General features: G+C 64.6%; 14 protein-coding genes and 3 pseudogenes. 12 read left to right on the top strand and 5 right to left on the bottom strand.

Annotated elements, in window-relative coordinates; all coding sequences use genetic code 11:
• The first annotated feature begins 83 nt into the window (after positions 1 to 83).
• The gene (locus tag GGR48_RS12790; protein WP_006953933.1) at positions 84 to 950 is read left to right on the top strand and encodes a recombinase family protein; all 867 of its coding nucleotides are present in this window, start codon (positions 84 to 86) and stop codon (positions 948 to 950) included.
• A gap of 66 nt (positions 951 to 1016) precedes the next feature.
• On the opposite strand, the gene GGR48_RS12785 is transcribed toward GGR48_RS12790, so the two are convergent.
• Positions 1017 to 2285 carry a TonB-dependent receptor gene (locus GGR48_RS12785; protein WP_183952272.1) on the bottom strand — a complete coding sequence of 423 codons (1269 nt, stop codon included), beginning with the start codon at positions 2283 to 2285 and terminating at the stop codon, positions 1017 to 1019.
• 296 nt (positions 2286 to 2581) lie between these two features.
• Between GGR48_RS12785 and GGR48_RS12780 the strand changes: the two genes are divergently transcribed.
• From GGR48_RS12780 to GGR48_RS12755, 6 genes are all read left to right on the top strand, one after another.
• Entirely contained in the window at positions 2582 to 3811 is a 1230-nt protein-coding gene (locus GGR48_RS12780) for a Tle-like phospholipase domain-containing protein (RefSeq protein ID WP_183952271.1), read from the top strand.
• Positions 3812 to 3837: 26 nt separating this feature from the next.
• Positions 3838 to 4287 (top strand): ankyrin repeat domain-containing protein, encoded by a 450-nt coding sequence (locus tag GGR48_RS12775; protein ID WP_206362566.1) that lies wholly within the window; start codon positions 3838 to 3840, stop codon positions 4285 to 4287.
• A 13-nt stretch (positions 4288 to 4300) separates the two neighbouring features.
• Entirely contained in the window at positions 4301 to 4777 is a 477-nt protein-coding gene (locus GGR48_RS12770; protein ID WP_183952269.1) for an ankyrin repeat domain-containing protein, read from the top strand.
• Positions 4774 to 4980 (top strand): DcrB-related protein, encoded by a 207-nt coding sequence (locus tag GGR48_RS12765; RefSeq protein WP_221211506.1) that lies wholly within the window; start codon positions 4774 to 4776, stop codon positions 4978 to 4980. The genes GGR48_RS12770 and GGR48_RS12765 overlap by 4 nt, the downstream gene beginning before the upstream one ends.
• An 80-nt stretch (positions 4981 to 5060) precedes the next feature.
• A protein-coding gene (locus GGR48_RS12760) for an IS630 family transposase (RefSeq protein WP_420854087.1) occupies positions 5061 to 6003 on the top strand; the annotation gives its coding sequence in 2 pieces (ribosomal slippage) (positions 5061 to 5407 and positions 5406 to 6003; 945 coding nt in all).
• Entirely contained in the window at positions 6003 to 6260 is a 258-nt protein-coding gene (locus tag GGR48_RS12755) for a hypothetical protein (RefSeq protein ID WP_183952266.1), read from the top strand. The genes GGR48_RS12760 and GGR48_RS12755 overlap by 1 nt, the downstream gene beginning before the upstream one ends.
• A 24-nt stretch (positions 6261 to 6284) precedes the next feature.
• Here GGR48_RS12755 and GGR48_RS12750 read toward each other — a convergent pair whose 3' ends face one another.
• Positions 6285 to 7457: a glycosyltransferase gene (locus GGR48_RS12750; RefSeq protein WP_183952265.1), complete on the bottom strand. Its 1173-nt coding sequence runs from the start codon at positions 7455 to 7457 to the stop codon at positions 6285 to 6287.
• 182 nt (positions 7458 to 7639) lie between these two features.
• Here GGR48_RS12750 and GGR48_RS12745 point away from each other — a divergent pair, with 182 nt between their 5' ends.
• The 4 genes from GGR48_RS12745 (at position 7640) to GGR48_RS12730 (ending at position 12626) form a co-directional block, all read left to right on the top strand.
• Complete coding sequence (locus tag GGR48_RS12745; RefSeq protein ID WP_183952264.1) at positions 7640 to 9187, top strand: ArnT family glycosyltransferase; 1548 nt, start codon at positions 7640 to 7642, stop codon at positions 9185 to 9187.
• A gap of 134 nt (positions 9188 to 9321) precedes the next feature.
• Positions 9322 to 10338, top strand: a complete 1017-nt coding sequence (locus GGR48_RS12740) for a hypothetical protein (protein WP_183952263.1) — start codon at positions 9322 to 9324, stop codon at positions 10336 to 10338.
• Complete coding sequence (locus tag GGR48_RS12735) at positions 10335 to 10973, top strand: helix-turn-helix domain-containing protein (protein WP_183952262.1); 639 nt, start codon at positions 10335 to 10337, stop codon at positions 10971 to 10973. The genes GGR48_RS12740 and GGR48_RS12735 overlap by 4 nt, the downstream gene beginning before the upstream one ends.
• 87 nt (positions 10974 to 11060) lie before the next feature.
• Positions 11061 to 12626, top strand: coding sequence for a family 43 glycosylhydrolase (locus GGR48_RS12730; RefSeq protein WP_183952261.1), 1566 nt, complete (start codon positions 11061 to 11063; stop codon positions 12624 to 12626).
• Positions 12627 to 12731: 105 nt separating this feature from the next.
• Here GGR48_RS12730 and GGR48_RS12725 read toward each other — a convergent pair.
• A pseudogene (locus GGR48_RS12725) lies at positions 12732 to 13049 on the bottom strand (integrase core domain-containing protein); the annotation flags it as partial.
• Between the two features lie 154 nt (positions 13050 to 13203).
• On the opposite strand from GGR48_RS12725, the pseudogene GGR48_RS12720 reads away from it, so the two are divergent.
• A pseudogene (locus tag GGR48_RS12720) lies at positions 13204 to 14500 on the top strand (IS110 family RNA-guided transposase).
• A 214-nt stretch (positions 14501 to 14714) separates the two neighbouring features.
• Here the strand turns inward: GGR48_RS12720 and GGR48_RS12715 are convergent.
• Positions 14715 to 15526, bottom strand: a pseudogene (locus GGR48_RS12715) (IS3 family transposase); the annotation flags it as partial.
• 385 nt (positions 15527 to 15911) lie between these two features.
• Positions 15912 to 16262 carry a hypothetical protein gene (locus GGR48_RS12710; protein WP_183952260.1) on the bottom strand — a complete coding sequence of 117 codons (351 nt, stop codon included), beginning with the start codon at positions 16260 to 16262 and terminating at the stop codon, positions 15912 to 15914.
• Positions 16263 to 16291 lie beyond the last annotated feature (29 nt).

The following is a 16291-nucleotide window of genomic DNA, read 5'->3' as shown; positions in this document are numbered from 1 at the left end:
CATTCGTCTGTCACAAAAGGGTGGGTTTGCGCTCAATGTGACGATACACTGCAAGAGCCACCCTAATGTGACGGATTTTGCACTTGGCTCGTATCGGATATGCCCGCGTCAGCACCACGGACCAGGATCTGGATATCCAGATTGGCCGCCTCAAGAATGCAGGTTGCGAAATTATCCGTTCCGAGACCGGATCGGGGGCCTCGCGGAGCGGGCGCACGGAACTGGAAACGATCATGCAGTTTATGCACACCGGCGACGAGCTGGTCGTGCTGCGGCTCGACCGGCTCGGCCGCTCCACGCGCGATGTCCTGAACCTGGTGCATGAGCTTGATGAAAAGGGAGCTTCGCTGCGCATCCTTGAGCCAGAGGTGACGACGGCGGGCGACATGGGGCGAATGGTCATCACCATACTCGGCATGGTCGCCGATATGGAGCTGAAGTTCATCAAGGATCGTCAGCGCGCCGGGATCGAAGCGGCGCGCGCCGAAGGCGTTTACAAAGGCCGGAAGAAGAACGTCGATGACGATGAAATCCGCCGTCGCCTTGCCGCCGGCGCCAGCAAGGCCCGCGTTGCCCGCGACCTGAAGGTCTCACGAATGACCGTCTATCGGGCGCTCGACATTATTCCGTCACAGACCAAACTGCCGGAAAAGCCGCCCACTGCCAGCATCGCCCTGCATCTGATTATCGAGAACTTCAACAAGCGTGGAAGAGGTAGAAAACCCGCTCGGGAGCGGATTGAGGCGATGCTGGAACGCGACTACGCCATGGTAAAAAACGGCAATTGTGATTACAAACTGACCGTCGCCTATGACCCCGATCCGGATGGCATTTCCCTTGATGAGGAAATCCAAAGCCTCCTCTCCGAGATGTTCAACATCGCAGAGAGCTACAATTGCTCCATGGAAGCCGATATCTACGAGGTCGGTGGTCAGCAACGGTCCTGGTAGAATCAATCAAGCGTTCAGTGTTCGTTCTTCAACCTGGCCAAAATCGCAGCTTCGGGCCGACTGGGCCTAATCGGTGGTGACGGTCAGTTGCGCCTCGCCGGCGGGCAGGCGGACGATGGGGCCATTGGCGGTCGCCTTGATCCCCAGCGTGTCGGAGGTCGCACGGCTGCGGTTGACGAGGCGCTGCGCCGCGATCGCCGGATCGATCGGTGCCATGGGATCGCCGCCCGCATCGATCGCCGCCTGAAGCGCCCCCAACGGCACGCCCGTCTCCGAACTGTTCCGCGAAACCAGCCGGTCGTAATTGCCCGTCACCGCCCAGCTCCAGCGGCGGACATCACCCAGAAGCGTGCCGCCCGCATGCAGCGCCATGCTGGTCGTCCGCTGGTGCAGCACGCTTGCGGGCAGATAGCGATAGAGCAGCGCATCATTGGCGAAAGGCAGCGCCCCCGCCCCGCCGGGCACCCGCAGTACGGCCGGTGCTAGCCCGTTCAGCCCGCGATTCTGGCTCGCCTCCATCGACAGGGTCAGCGATCCCGACAGGGACTTGCCGAGCGGGCTGGCAATGCCGGTTTCGGCATGGATGGTGTCGGTGCGAGGGATCAGGGTGCGATAGGGCCCCAGATCGGTGACCGCGACCGGGGTCGTCGCATAAGCCGCCAGCGACGCTCGCGCGGCCGGATCGACCGGCACCCCCGACAGGGTCACCGCCCGCCCCGCCAGCCGGTCGAGCGCGGGGTCCAGGCCGGCACCGTTCACGCCCGTCACATTGCCCGTCGTCGCGAACAGCGTCTCGGGATCGGGCACGACATCGCGCTCGCTCTGGAGGACGGGGTTCTGCCGGAAGTGCGACAGGTTGAAGGTCAGGCGGCGGGGGCCGTCGATCCGGGCCGAGGTCAGCTCGGCATAATTAGTCTCACCGCCTCCGTCCGTCGCGATACCGGGCAGGACCTGAAGCGTGACCGCGCGGAATTTCTTCTTGGTGATGAAGTTCATCACCCGCACCGTCGGCGGATAGCCGAAGCGCGCCGCCTCCTGCTCGGGCAGCACCTCGATCCGCTCCATCGCCTCATAGGGTAGGTTCTGGAACTCGGCGAAGCCCGACACGCGCCGCCCGTTGAGCAGCATCACCGGCTCGCCCCCGCTCGCCGAACTGGTCAGCGACTTCACCCGCTTGAGCAACTCGGCCAAGCTGGGCGCGCCCAGCGCCGCAATCGCCTCGGTATCCAGCACCGCGACCGGCTCGACCGCGCCGATGACGGAGCCGGGAATGCGCTTGCCGGTGACGGTGACTTCCGCAGGGGATGCCTGTTCGCCGGGATCGGCTTGCGCCATCGCCCCTGTCGGTATCGCTAGTCCCAGGACGACCGCCGACCATCCCACGCCGCCCCTCGGCCGCGCGCGCTCCCTGTACCCCATCGTCCAGCCACTCCCATCGCCGACGTGATGGCGATGTTTAGTGTGGCAATCATGTCACAATTAAGGCTCATGGTTCGCCATATCGATGAATATCGCGGCGCAACCCTGTCGTGGTTTTCATAACTGACGTGAAGATATGGCTTGTTTACCCGTCCGACGATCGTCGAATAAGGTCAAACGATCGCGACGACATGCAGGGAGAAGCGCCCGCGATGAGCATGAATGCCGCCGCCAGAGTGGGTGATCCGATCGGCCACAGCTTTAGCCAGAGCCTGTTCGGCGAAGCATTGGACGGTTTGTTCTTTGCCCGTCGCAGCGAGGTGGACATGCGCGCGGGCAATCTCGGCCGGCTGATCGCGCGCGGACTGAGCGGCGGACGCTGGGCGCCGGCCGATGGCCAGCTGACGCTCGGATCGTGCGACGTCTTCATCAATGGCCGCCCCGCCACCATGGCGATCCGGTCGACCGGCCAGTGCCGCCAGCATAGTGGCCTGCGCAAGGTCGTCAGCGGGTCCCGTACCGTCTCCATCAACCAGCGCGAGGCGGCGCGAGTCTCCGACACGTTCGATTGCGGTGCTCTCATCCTGGAGGGATCACCCGATGTCCGGATCGGCCAGGGACCACCGCCCTCGACCTGCGACCTGTTACGTGCGGAAGCCGCGAAAATCGCGCAATTCCTCGTCGAGGCCCAGGCCGCGCAGGCGGTCTATGATCCCCCCGGCGAACGCACCCCGCCGCCCGGCTATCGCAATGCCACGCCCGAGGATCTGCGCCGGTTGAACCTGACGGAAGCGATGCTGGAGCATCCCATCGATCCCACGACGGGCGAACCCACCGAGTTTCGTGCTGTCGTGTTCGTCAACAATGCCACGGGCGCGCCGCTGGTGGCTTTCAAGGGGACGACCATGACCAGTGCTTCGGATTGGGGGCAGAATTTTGCCCAAGGCCTGGGGATGGATGCGTTCTATTATACCCATGCACAGAATATCGGCGATACGGTCGCCAATGCACCAGGCGGCATGGGGCGAAACGCGCGTTTCACTGGGCATTCATTAGGTGGTGGCATGGCCTCAGCAGCAGCGCGCTCGTCTGGCCTGCCAGCAACGACGTTCAACGCGGCAGGTTTGCGCAGCGACACCGTACCTAACGCGCTACCATCCGAAATAGACGGCGTTTATCTCAAGGGCGAAATATTGCGTTCCAGTCAGGCAATCCCGGGAATGCCGCGGACAGCTGAAACCCGCGCCTGGCCGTTGCCCCCAGACGAACCCGACATAAAAGATGGAATGCGTCAGGCTTATGAAAGCGACGGTATCGTAGCCGCCGGTAAATATGCCGCGATGCGCTCGGTCAATTTGCACTTGATGGACGAGGTTATCCCAGCGCTCCATATGAAACAGCGTTCAATTGCACTCGATCTAGTCATCAACGGATGCGGTTAGGACAGCTTATGCGACGTTACGTAATGATGATGGCTGGCAGCTTGCTGGCAGCAGGATGCTCGGGAGAAGACACGGTGACGAACAAGCAGGCGATCCAGCCGATGTTAGGTGCCGTCATGCATGCCAAGACCGATGAGGTGCGTCGCCTGGCGGATCAGGGGGTCGGCCTGAACGAACGCTATTACACCAACAATGACACGCCGATGATCTTTGCCGCAGGCTCAAACCAATGGACCGTGGTCGAAATTCTCATTGATCACGGGGCCGACATCTGGGCCTATAATCAATTCGGAATAACCGCAGCTCAGCGTACCGAAACGAGCCGCGTCATTCCCGGATCAAACGAGGACCAGGCACGACTGCGCGTGATCGCCAGGCTGAAGGCGCGTGGCTATCCCTTTCCGCCACCGAAGAGCGACGAGGTGCTGAAGCTGGTCGAGGAACGACGCTGGCCACCGACGGGAGCGCAGTCATAGGTGAGCGAAGGGTATGAAAATCATTTGGCAGGTCTATGCCGTGACGATCGGCTGCCTATTGGCGGCTGGGTGCTCGGGGGAGAGCACGGTGACGAACAATACGGCAATACAGCCGATGTTGGGGGCTGTAATGCATTCCCGGCCTAAAAGGGTTCGCCAGCTAGCGGAACAGGGCGTCGGCCTGAACGAACGCGACCCGGCCAATCAAAGCACGCCGATGATTGCCGCAGCTGAGACGATGCAATGGGGCATGGTCGAAACCTTGATCGATCATGGGGCCGATATCTGGGCGCACGACGAGTTTGGCATAACGGTTGCGCAAGAAGCCGAGACCAGCCGCGTCATTCCCGGATCAGACGAGGACCAGGCGCGGTTGCGCGTGATCGCCAAGCTGAAGGCGCGCGGCTATCCCTTTCCGCCGCCCAAGAGCGACGAAGTGCTGGAAATGGTCAAGGAAGGGCGCTGGCCACCGGCGGGGGCGCGGTCGTGAGCCGGGCGCAGGGCATGGAGATCGCTTGCCCCGAGGGATGGGCCGACCGATCGATGCTGGTGCTGACGGCACCTCCCGGCGCATCGGGGATCGCGGCCAATCTGGTGGTGACGCGTGACGTGCTGGCGGGCGGCGGACAGGCCCCTGCCGACATCGCCCGGCGGATCGAGGCGCATGTCGAGGGTGAGATTAGAGCGGGATGACGTGGAGCTGAATCATTGGGGATACACGCGGGTGCGCTGATCTGATTCAATGTGCAGGCTGGGGAAGGAGGCCGGGCTGCATGGCGAAGCCGTATTCGATGGATCTGCGTGACAGGGTTGTTCGGGCGGTCACCGCAGAAGGCATGTCGTGCCACGCGGCAGCGGCGCGCTTTGGGGTTGCGCCGAGTTCGGCGATCAAATGGATGCGGCGCTACCGCGACACGGGCAGCGCGGCTCCCGGGCAGATGGGCGGCCGCCGATCCAATATCCTGTCCGGCGCGACACGGGACTGGCTGCTGGAGCGAGTGACAAGCGACTTCACGCTGCGGGGTTTGGTGGCCGAGCTGGCCGAGCGGGGCGTAAAGGTCGACTATGTCCAGGTCTGGCGGTTTGCTCATGCCGAGGGTCTGAGCTTCAAAAAAAAGCGTGCTGCCCGCCGAACAGCTCCGTCCCGCGATCGCACGGCGTCGGGCGCAGTGGAAGAAATACCAAGGTCGGCTTGATCCAAAGCGCCTCGTCTTCATCGACGAGACCTGGGTGAAGACGAATATGGCCCCCTTGCGGGGCTGGGCACCTGTCGGTCGGCGGCTCCATGCCAAGGTTCCGTATGGCCACTGGCGCACCATGACCTTCCTGGCGGCGCTGCGCTGCGACCGGATCGATGCACCATGCGTGCTCGACCAGCCGATCAACGCCCAGAGCTTCACCGACTATGTCCAGCAGTGCCTCGTGCCGACGCTGTCGCCAGGTGACGTCGTCATCATGGACAATCTGTCCAGCCACAAGAAGCCGGCCGTCCGAAGCGCCATCAGGGCCATAGGTGCCAGGCTGGTCTTCCTGCCGCCTTACAGTCCGGACCTAAACCCCATCGAGCAGGTCTTCGCCAAGCTCAAACACCTCATGCGAAAGGCAACCGAGCGATCCCACGAACGCACCTGGCGGCGCGTCGGAACCCTGCTCGACACCTTCACACCCGACGAGTGCCGCAACTATCTCGTCAATGCCGGATACGGGTCTGCTTAATGTCATCGCGCTCTAAACGCTGGAAGGGCAAGCCGGGCTATGCGGAACTGATGCGCCGCCACGCCACGCCCGACCTGCCGACCGCCGAGATGCGGCTCGTCTGGACCGATGGTGTGGAGCCGCTGGCGCAGTGGCTGTCCTTCCTGCCGGCGGACCCCGATACGGTCGTGGTCGCGGCGGCCACCGCACCGCGCGGCGACATGGCCGCGCTCGAACCCCAGTTTCATGCCATGCTGGAAACGCTGCGGCTGACATAGCGCGACAAGCCTTATACGCCGGGCTCAGAGCTGCGGCGCGACCGGGACCTCGATATGCGGTGCGGGTGCCGGCACGGTCCGGCGGTGCAGGACGGTGCGCATCACGCGGACATAATGGTCCGCGCCATGTTCGATGGTGAAGCGGCGCGCCTGGTGCAGCGTGCGCTGGGCGTTCTGGGCCTGGGGGCGGGCGGCGCGGATGGCGGCTGCGAAGCCCGCTTCGTCGCCGACCGGCACCAGTGCACCCAGCACGCCCTGTTGCAGGAGGGCGGCCATCGATCGGCTGCAGTCGGTGGAGATGATGCCGATATTGGCGGCCAGCGCCTCGAGGATCACCGCCGGCACTCCCTCATAATGCGAGGACAGGAGCAACGTATCGTAGCGCGACAGGAGGCTGGCGGGATTGGCGACATAACCCCGGAACGCGATCCGGTCGGCCACCCCCAGCTCCACCGCCAGCGCCTCCAGCATCGCGCGTTCGGGGCCCTCGCCAAAGATGGTGAGCGTATCGGCGGGCGCGGCACCGCGCGCGAAACCGCGCAGCATCAGCGCCAGGTTCTTCTGCGGCGCCAGCCGTGCGACGGTGACGAAGCGGTGGCCGGTGCCGTCGCGCGGCTGTGCGACCGGCGCATCCTGGCGCAGCGCCGCGATCTGCGCCTCGGACAAGGCGGGATCGGGGATGATGGCGACGCGAGCGGGCGAGACGCCGATGCATTGCACGATCTCGGCGCGCATCGGCTTTTCCATGCCGACGAAATGGTCGATCGCCAGCCCCTGGATTCGCAGCCAGAGGCGGTAAAAGATGCGGTAGACCCAGGATGCGTCGGTGCGGTCGAGATTGTTGCTGATCTTGGCGACGATCGGCGGGCAATCGCCCCCCAGGATCAGCTTCAGCATCACCGCGACAAAGGCATAGGTATTGCCCGCGCAGAACAGGACGTCCGGCCGGATCGTCCGCACCGCGCGCGGCAGCGTGGCGACCATCCACAGCGTTTCCCAATGCGCGATGCCCGGCCAGCGACGTCGCGGCGTCACGAAGTCGAGGTCGGCGCCGACATCGCGCGCCATCGCACCATCGGTCCGCCCCAGGAACAGCGGCGCATCGACGCCGGTCGCGCGCCAGCGATGGACGAGGCGCAGCGCGATCCGCTCCACCCCACCCGGTTCGAAACTGTGCAGGAAGGTCAGGACGCGCACGTCATCCGCCCGCCCGATCCTCGTCGATATGGCCCATGATCCCGCTCATAGGCCGCCCGGATAGCATGACCGCCCCGTCCATAGACAGCCCCCCATGACACAGGCGTCATAAGGGACTGTCATCGCAGCCCCGACGCATTGCCGCTTGCCTTCGTGCGCAAAGCGACCCACCCGCTGGTCGTATGAAGGACGGGCAGGGTCAGCGGGGATGGACGGCGCGGCGCAGCCGGAACGGGCAGGGCTGGGGCGGGCAGGGGATCGTGCTGCTGCTCCTGACGCTGGTCGCGCTGGTCGCCCGCGCGCGGACCTTCGGCAATCCGGTGATCGGGTTCGACGAGCAATTCTATCTGCTGGTCGGCGACCGGATGCTGCACGGCGCGCTGCCCTATGTCGACATTTTCGATCGCAAGCCGATCGGGCTGTTCCTGCTCTATGCTGGCGCGCGGCTGCTCGGGGGTGACGGGTTCCTGGCCTATAAGCTGGTCACGACCGGTTTCGTCATCGCCACCGCTTATGGCGTGCACCGGGTGGCACGGCGGTTCGCCGGCCCCATCGGCGCGGTCGTGGCGGCGATCCTCTACATTCTCTGGCTGAACCTGATGGAGGGGGAAGGGGGCCAGTCCCCCGTCTTCTACAATGCGCTGATGCTGGTGGCGGCGGGTGCAGTGCTGCGCGCGGTCCAGGGGCGGGGGCGGCTGTGCGTCCAAGGCGCGGTCGCAATGGCGGCGATCGGGATCGCGCTCCAGATCAAATATTCGGTGCTGCCCGAAGGGGTGGCCTTTGGCTGCATCCTGCTCTGGCACGGGTGGCGCATGCGGGTGCCGATGGCGCGACTGGCCGGCATGGCGCTGGGGTGGATCGCGCTGGCGCTGCTGCCGACGCTGGTCGTCTATGGCATCTATACCGCGATGGGGCATGGCCCCGCCTGGCTGTTCGGAAATTTCCTGTCGGTCGGCGGACAGGCGGCGCGGCCGCTGACTGACGAACTGGAAGGGCTGGCGGCCTGTGTCGGCATCCTGTCGCCGCTGGCGCTGGTGATCGCGCTCGGCCGGCCCTGGCGGCGGGTGCCGGGCGAGGCGCGGGGCGGCTTCGGCGTGCTGCTGATCTGGCTGGCGGTGACGGTCTTGGCGGTGCTGCTCTATGGCCGGTTCGGCAGCCCGCATTATGCCATGCCGATCGTCCTGCCCGCCGTGATCGTCGCGGCGCCCGTGTTCGACCGCTGGCGGCGGACATGGATCATCGCCTTCGTCCTCGCGATCGCATTGGCCGGACAGATCGTGCTTTTCTTCAGCGAACGTACCAAGGGCGGCGCGGCCGAGGCGATCGCGGTCGCGCACGCGGCGACACCGATCAGCGGCTGCCTCTATGTCTATGACGGCTATCCGGCGCTCTATATGCTGACCCATAGCTGCCTGCCGTCGCGCTGGGTCTTTCCCGGTCATCTCAACACCCGCGACGAGGCGAGCGCGGCCGCGATCGGCACCGATCCCGTCGCCGAGATCCGCCGCATCCTGGCCCAGCGACCGGGCGCGATCGTCGACGATTATCCGCGCTTCGCCTTTGGCAATGCCGCCACCCGCGCGGTGCTGCGCGGCGTGTTGGCGCGCGATTATCACCTAGCCGCCTGCGTGCCGACGGGGCCGCATCGGATGCGGCTGGTCTATCGTCCGGGGCCGGGCACGACGCCCGCGCACTGCCCGTCACGCGCCGCTCTGGACAGCCCGACTTAACCCAGGCGAAGCGGCTACCCCCTTGTCGCCCCACGATATTGCACCCTAGGGTCCCTCCCACGTTCGCACTGAGCAACTTTCGACCACCGTCCCGATGGCGCGGCCCATCCCCCGGACGACCGATGGAGGGCACAATGCCGGATCGACTACAAAGCTATCGCAACCAGGTGAGCGATGCGGTGGATGCGTGGCAGGCCAATGTCTGCAACCCCTATATCATCGCCTACAATACGGCGTACAAAAGCTACAACGACACCTTCAAGAAGCAGAATGACAGCGACAAGGCGCGCGCCGAGCTGTTCGTGACCGCCGCGGCGATCCTGCCGGGATCGATCCTGATGGCGACCGCCGCCACCTCTTCGCTGCGGGTGCTGGCCAATCGCGGCGCGCTGCGCCTGCTGGCGGGGCGCAGCACCACCCGTGCGCTGAACGTCTATAATGCGGTGGCCGCCAATGCGACCGCCACCTTCGCGATCGGCAAGGCGCTCGACATCGTCAAGGACGAGACGGGCAAGGTCATCAAGGACTCGATCGTCAAGGCGATGAGCAACAGCCGCGACCTGCTGGCCACCGACCCGCTGAACCGCGACAAGCAGCTCAATTCCTGGCTGATCAACCACAAGCTGCTGGCGTTCGAGGCGGCCGACGCGATCGAGCGCAGCGGCTCGCTGAGCGAGCGTGACAAGGCGCGCGCCTATGACTCCTTGCGCGCCGCGCCGATCGCCAACAAGCCGAATGGCAAGATCGATCCCGCCCGGCTGGCGCCCAAGATCGAGCTCGGCTTCTATATGGTCTGGGTACTCGATTCCGACGAGTTGGTGACCCAGACCATTCCAGGCAACATGCACAGCCTGACCAGCAAGCCGATCGATGCGCTGCCCAGTTCGCGCGACTATCCCCGCGGCAATACCGATCCCTCGCGCGGCCCCGTGCAATGGGTCGGCGTCACCCGCCCGGGCGGCGATGTCGAGGATCAGATCGACAAGGTGCACAAGCATGTGCGCGGCAACGCCTTTTATGCCCCCGGCGGCTGGTTCAGCAAAAGCGATGCCGGCCAGGCCCGGCTGAAGGAGGTCGCTGCGGCCGAGCGCACCCTGACCTGGCTGTCCGACATGACACAGCCGCTGGCGCCGCTGGGGCTGCGGACGTGACCCGCGCGCTGGTCGCCGGACTGGCGCTGCTCGCCGCATGCAGCGAAGGGGCGAGCCAGCCCCAGCCCAGCGGCGAGGCGCTCGCCCAGATCCGCGCGCAGGTGGGGGGGCAGCGGCAATGCGCACCGCTGCTGTCGGGCACATGGCCGATCGAATTCAGCGCCGATGCGCTGAGCGGCCCCAGGGTCGACGCGTTGGTCGCGGCCGGGCTGATCCGCCGTGTGGCCTTGCCCGACACCGGCGATCGTCCGCGCGTCCGGATCGAGCCGACCGAGGCGGGCAAGCGTGACCTCTGGTTACGTCGCTTGGACCCCGGCAGCCCGGCCGAGCCTCTGCTCTGCTACGGCCGCAAGCAGGTGGTCGCGGTCCGTCCCAAGGCACGCGATGTCGGCACCGCGACCGGTCCGGCGGTCAAGGGTGAGGTGCTGCGCTACGACTATCGCATCGTCCAGCCGCCCGCCTGGACTCAGCGTGCCGACGTCCGCGCCGCCTTCCCCTTCCTCGTCCGTCAGCTGGGCGAGGTGCATAGCGCCGAGCAGGCCGCCACGCGCGAGGGTGATCGCTGGGTGCTGAACGGGGATACGGGGCCGGATGCCAGCGCCGAACTCCCCGCCGATCAGGGCTTTTTTCCGTAGACCTGCCGACCAATCGACATGTCTACATAGCATTAGGATTGTATACTATTGCCTTTCATAGCGGCGTGATTGCGATATCATGCCGCCATGACGATCCCTGATGACGCTCCACTCCGCTCGCCGACTCATCGCGGCAGGAGGGGGCGTCATGCGATCCTGCCCTTGCTGATCCTGCTCGTCGGTGCCGCGACGCCGTCGCCCGAGACGATCCATAGCCGTGGCAATCCGATCCTCAGCGACGGCCGCTTCTATTCGACCGACCCCGCGCCGCTGGTCGATGGCGATACGCTCTGGATTCTGGCGGGCCGCGACGAAGCCCCAGACGGCGTCAACGACTTCATCATGAACGAGTGGCAGCTGCTGTCGACCGACGACCCCGCCAGCGGGCGATGGCAACACCACCCCGCCATCGCCCGGCCCGAGACCGTTTTCGCCTGGGCCGAGCCGGGCCGCGCCTATGCCGGGCAGATGGTGAAGGGGCGCGACGGCCGCTTCTATCTCTACGCCCCGGTCCTGCAGCGCGAGAGCCAGAGCCAGGCCAAGGACCGCTTCGCGATCGGCGTGGCGGTCGCCGATCGGCCGACCGGTCCCTGGCGCGATGCACATCCCGCCGGCCCGATCATCTCGCAGGAGACGCCGGTCGCGAACGACATCCAGAATATCGATCCCACCGTCCTCATCGACGATGACGGCCGCATCTATATCTATTGGGGCACCTTCGGCCGGCTGCGCGCGATGGAGCTGGCGGCGGACATGGTCACCCCCAAGGGGCCCGAGCATATCGTCACCGGCGCGACCGGCTTCTTCGAAGCGCCTTGGCTGATGAAGCGACGCGGCACCTATTATCTGCTCTACGCCGCCAACAATGCCGGCCCCGACAGCCCCTGCACCCCGACCCTCTACCATGCGTGCCAGGCCTATGCCTCGGCCCCATCGCCCCTGGGACCCTGGACCTATCGCGGTGTGATCCTGCGCCCCGTCTCCTCCACCACCTCCCATGCCGGCGCGGTCGAATTCAAGGGGCGCTGGTACCTCGCCTATCATACGGCGGACGCGAAAGGCGGCGGCCATTTCCGCCGCTCGGTCGCGCTTGATCCGATGACATGGGACGACAGCGTCTCCCCCGCCGCCATCCGCCCGGTACAGCCGACCAAGGCCCCCGGCCCACCGCCACGCCCTACCCGCAATATTGCCCCAAGCGCTTCGGCTGCCGCCTCCAACGTGCCGGTGCCGGTGCAATATTGGCTCGCCGCGCTGAACGACGGCGTGGTGCGCGCGAACCCTCTACCGCCCGACATGTGGAGCAACTGGACCAAACAAAACCCCGCCACCGCATGGATCGAATATCGCTGGCCCCACCCCGTCACCCTGAACGCCAGCCGCATCCGCTTCTTCGCCGACCACCCCGCCGGCTCGGACGAGGGCATCGCCCCGCCAGCGGCCTGGCATCTGGAATATTGGGACAAGAGGTGGCGGCGGATTGTGGGTACCTATCACACTGGCGTGGACGGGTTCCAAGAGATCCGCTTCCGCCCCGTCACCACCCGCCATCTGCGCGGTGTGCTCGATGCGGCAGGCACAAAGGACCGTCATGCCGGTCTGGCGGTTGAGGAATGGGAAGCTCTGACGCCGAATGCGAAAATTTCGCCTTAAAGGATCGGGCCCGGATCGGGACGCTGCTACCCGGGCTGAGTGACATTCGGCGCATTCGACGCCTTGTCGATCACCCCAATGACGTGCTCCCCAAAACTCTACCAGTCATAACTGGAGTCCGGGGTTGGTATGGTGCCCCTCGGGGCGGTGTTGCACAACCCGCCTGGCAGCATCGGCGGGCGTCAGCCCGCCAACACCACTATGCGGGCGCACATGGTTGTAGTCGTCGCGCCATAGCCGCAGCACCGAGCGGGCATGGCCAAGCGACACGAACAGCGTCTCGTTGAGGCATTCGTCGCGCAGGCGGCCGTTGAAGCTCTCGACATAGCCGTTCTGCTGCGGCTTGCCCGGCGCGATGTAGTGCCACTCGATGGGGCGCTCTTGCGTCCATCTCAGGATCGCCAAGCTGGTCAGTTCGGTGCCGTAGCACATTGGGAAGCGCTGGTTCGGGAGCCGCTATGGCCCTGATGAAGACAAGGCCGCGTAGCGGCCGCAGACTTCATCAGGGCAAGCCATGGCCGGTCAGCAGGTATCTAAAGTGAGGTTGTCGAGACAACACTTTGGAGGCCGACCGACCATGACCAAGCTCACCTCTACGCCTGCCGGCGCCGTGCTGGTAGCCATCGACATGTCCAAGAGCCGACAGGAGGTTCTCATCGAGCGACCGGAAGGCGGCCGGCGCCGGCGGATGACCGTCATGGCGACCAGGCAGGACTATGACGGCTTTGCCGAGCAACTCGCTGCTATCGGGCGCCCTATCATCGTCGGGTTCGAGGCGACGGGTAATTACCATCGTACGCTGGCGCACCGGCTGCTGACGGCAGGGTTCGAGCTGCGCCTCATCTCGTCGGTCGCGCTCGCCAGAACGCGCGAGGCGCTGCACAACGGCTGGGACAAGAACGACTCCAAGGACGCGCAGGTCATCCTGCACATGCTGCGGATCGGTGCGACGCAGCGCTACGTCGACCCGCTGGTGGCCGGAATCAACGACCTGCAGGAGCTCTCGAAGACTCACGAGACGATCTCAAGGATGAAGACGCAGACCTGGCATCGGATCCTGACCCACTACCTGCCGCTGTACTTCCCCGAGATCGCCCGCTTCGCAGGCAACAGCCGGTCCGACTGGTTCCTGGCGCTCATCGAGCGGTTTCCGACGCCGGCCACCATCACGGCGCTGGACCGCGAGGCGTTCTCGGCCGCGGCATGGCCGCTCATCGGCCGCAAGGTCTCCAAGGCACGCCTCATCAACGACATCTACGAGACGGCGTCCGCCTCGACGGCACTGCCGGTGCCGGAGAACTCAGCCGCCATCACCATGTTCCGCATGGTCATCGCGCAGGGCCGCAGCCTCATCCACCAGCGAGACGAGATCGAGCGGCTGGCCCATGCGCGGCTCGCCGATGACGTCGACTACCAGCTGCTGCGCAACATTCCGGGCATCGGTCCGATCAACGCGCTGACCATCCTGGCCGAGGCCGGTGATCTGCGGCGCTTCAACCATCATCGTCAGTTCCTGAAGTTCTGCGGTCTCGATCTCGCAACGTGTCAGTCAGGCACGTTCCGTGGCCGCACGAAGCTGTCCAAGTACGGCAATGCGCGCCTGCGCCGGACCTTCTGGATGGCTGCCCAGGTCGCCGCGCGTCAGCGCGACAACAGCTTCCGCGACAAGCTCGGACGATATGTCGCCGGGCACGCGGACGATGCCGACCGTCGCCGCAAGGCGATGACGGCGCTCACCGCCAAGATGGCGCGCGTGGCTCACGCCGTCATCAAGACGGGGACAGAGTACCGGCCGTTCCTCGAACGGTCGGATGCCAGGTGGAAGGACCCCTCTCTGCAAGTGCCGTGAGGGCGCTCGTCGAGCGACCCTGTAGATAATGTTCGGGCCTTCCACCTGGGTGCGTATCTCGTTTTAAGGATGGTGAGGACCACGGCCGCCTCGGCGCTGCTGGATCCTGTGTTTGCTATGGCAGGGAGCGATCCCGTTGACGGTGGGAGCCATCTGGCTCAGATTGCATGCCGCGCCGACGGTTGTCGGCGCATGGATATCTGCTGGCCAAAACCCGCCGCTGCTTCCCGACATAGGACGTTGTCGCTGACGATCATCAGCGGCGGTCCGCCTCGGACGGCGATGATGGCGTCGAGCTCACGAGCGACACGCGCGCCTGACAGCGAGGTGTCGGCCACCAGCGCCAGGCATTCCCGTGTGAAGTCGTCGACCACCGCCAGGATGCGGATGCGACGGCCGCTGATCAGCGTATCGCTCACGAAGTCGAGGCTCCAGCGCTGGTTTGGACCTTGCGGCAGCGCCATGGGCGCTCGGGTGCCCATGGCTCGTTTGCGACCGCGCCGGCGCCTGACCCGCAGGTTCTCCTCGCGGTATAGCCGCAGCAGCTTCTTGTGGTTCATGACCAGCCCCTCACGGGCCAGCATGATCCCCAGCCGCCGGTAGCCGAAGCGGCGACGCTCCGCCGCGATCTCCCGTAACCGCGACCGCAGGTCGCCATCATCACTACGCCGGGGCGCGTAGCGCACCGACGTCCTGTCCACGCCGAAGATCGTACAGGCCCGACGCTCGCTGATGCCGAACAGCTGTCGAGCGTGCTCGACAGCTTTCCGCTGAGCGGCGGGCTTCACCAGTTTTTTCCCGCCACCTCCTTCAGCACGGCGTTGTCGAGCATGGCATCGGCCAGCAGCCGTTTGAGCCGGCCGTTCTCCTCCTCGAGCACCTTCAGCTTGCGTGCCTGCGACACGTCCATGCCGCCATACTTCGCCTTCCACGCGTACAGCGTCGCGCTGCTGATGCCGTGCTTACGACACACATCGGCGGTCTTCATCCCGCCCTCCTGCTCGCGCACCACCGCGATGATCTGCTCCTCGCTGAACCTCGTCTTCTTCACGTCCGTCTCCTCACGAAGCCGGACTCTAGCTCAAACTGGCAGAGTTTCAGGGGAGCACGTCACCAACAGGCACGAACAAATGTGATGCTCGGCTTAATAGACCATTATCCGGGCACCTCGGCTTCGTCGGTCAAAAAACGACTGCCAACTGCCCCAATCCTGCCCTCGTTACATGCAGGCATATACTCCTTATATTTGATATGATAAAAGACATTATCATATAAAGATAACACCTGCATTTTTGATATTGAGGCTCGATCCGAGCCAGAAGGTGACCACGATTGTGATGATCCCCCCTGAGAGGAAGTTGACGGCAAACCGTTTAGCCACTTGCCGGCATGATAGTCCACCTTCAACAGCCGCTTAATGGTACAGCATTATAAAATCAGCGGCGTGCTCGTCCAGATAAACGCACCTGATCGCCGGCGACCCTAAATGGGGAAGTTGAATTGGCTTGAGGATCGTAATACGGATCAATTCTATTGCGAATTCTTGACTGTACCCGATTTTGGATCCGGTTATTGATTCTTGCCATTGGTTCAATGCCCGCATCCTGCGAGATTATTTCACGCGTTTGGCGTTGCCCGGTTTGCCCAACAGTCGAACGCGCCGTTTCACCTTGGCGTGTTTCAGGCAAAGATTGCGGTGCCTGCTGAATTTGATCTGGTTCTTGATAGCGATCTTGCGCCGCAGCGGGAGTCGCTAGCCCGATTAAAAAAAGGAGACTTTTTTTCATTCTAGCCACTAGAATTATCTGTCGCACAG

This window comes from Sphingomonas pseudosanguinis, assembly GCF_014196255.1.
Classification (GTDB): domain Bacteria; phylum Pseudomonadota; class Alphaproteobacteria; order Sphingomonadales; family Sphingomonadaceae; genus Sphingomonas; species Sphingomonas pseudosanguinis.
Note: the sequence above shows the minus strand (reverse complement) of the source record. Positions and strands in the feature narration are given on the sequence as shown.

Excerpts from the sequence above, each read along its gene's own strand:
- GGR48_RS12785 (WP_183952272.1), bottom strand. The coding sequence starts at position 2,285 with ATGGCGCAAGCCGATCCCGGCGAACAGGCATCCCCTGCGGAAGTCACC.
- GGR48_RS12780 (WP_183952271.1), top strand. The coding sequence starts at position 2,582 with ATGAGCATGAATGCCGCCGCCAGAGTGGGTGATCCGATCGGCCACAGC.
- GGR48_RS12775 (WP_206362566.1), top strand. The coding sequence starts at position 3,838 with ATGATGGCTGGCAGCTTGCTGGCAGCAGGATGCTCGGGAGAAGACACG.
- GGR48_RS12770 (WP_183952269.1), top strand. The coding sequence starts at position 4,301 with ATGAAAATCATTTGGCAGGTCTATGCCGTGACGATCGGCTGCCTATTG.
- GGR48_RS12755 (WP_183952266.1), top strand. The coding sequence starts at position 6,003 with ATGTCATCGCGCTCTAAACGCTGGAAGGGCAAGCCGGGCTATGCGGAA.
- GGR48_RS12745 (WP_183952264.1), top strand. The coding sequence starts at position 7,640 with ATGAAGGACGGGCAGGGTCAGCGGGGATGGACGGCGCGGCGCAGCCGG.
- GGR48_RS12740 (WP_183952263.1), top strand. The coding sequence starts at position 9,322 with ATGCCGGATCGACTACAAAGCTATCGCAACCAGGTGAGCGATGCGGTG.
- GGR48_RS12730 (WP_183952261.1), top strand. The coding sequence starts at position 11,061 with ATGACGATCCCTGATGACGCTCCACTCCGCTCGCCGACTCATCGCGGC.
- GGR48_RS12710 (WP_183952260.1), bottom strand. The coding sequence starts at position 16,262 with ATGAAAAAAAGTCTCCTTTTTTTAATCGGGCTAGCGACTCCCGCTGCG.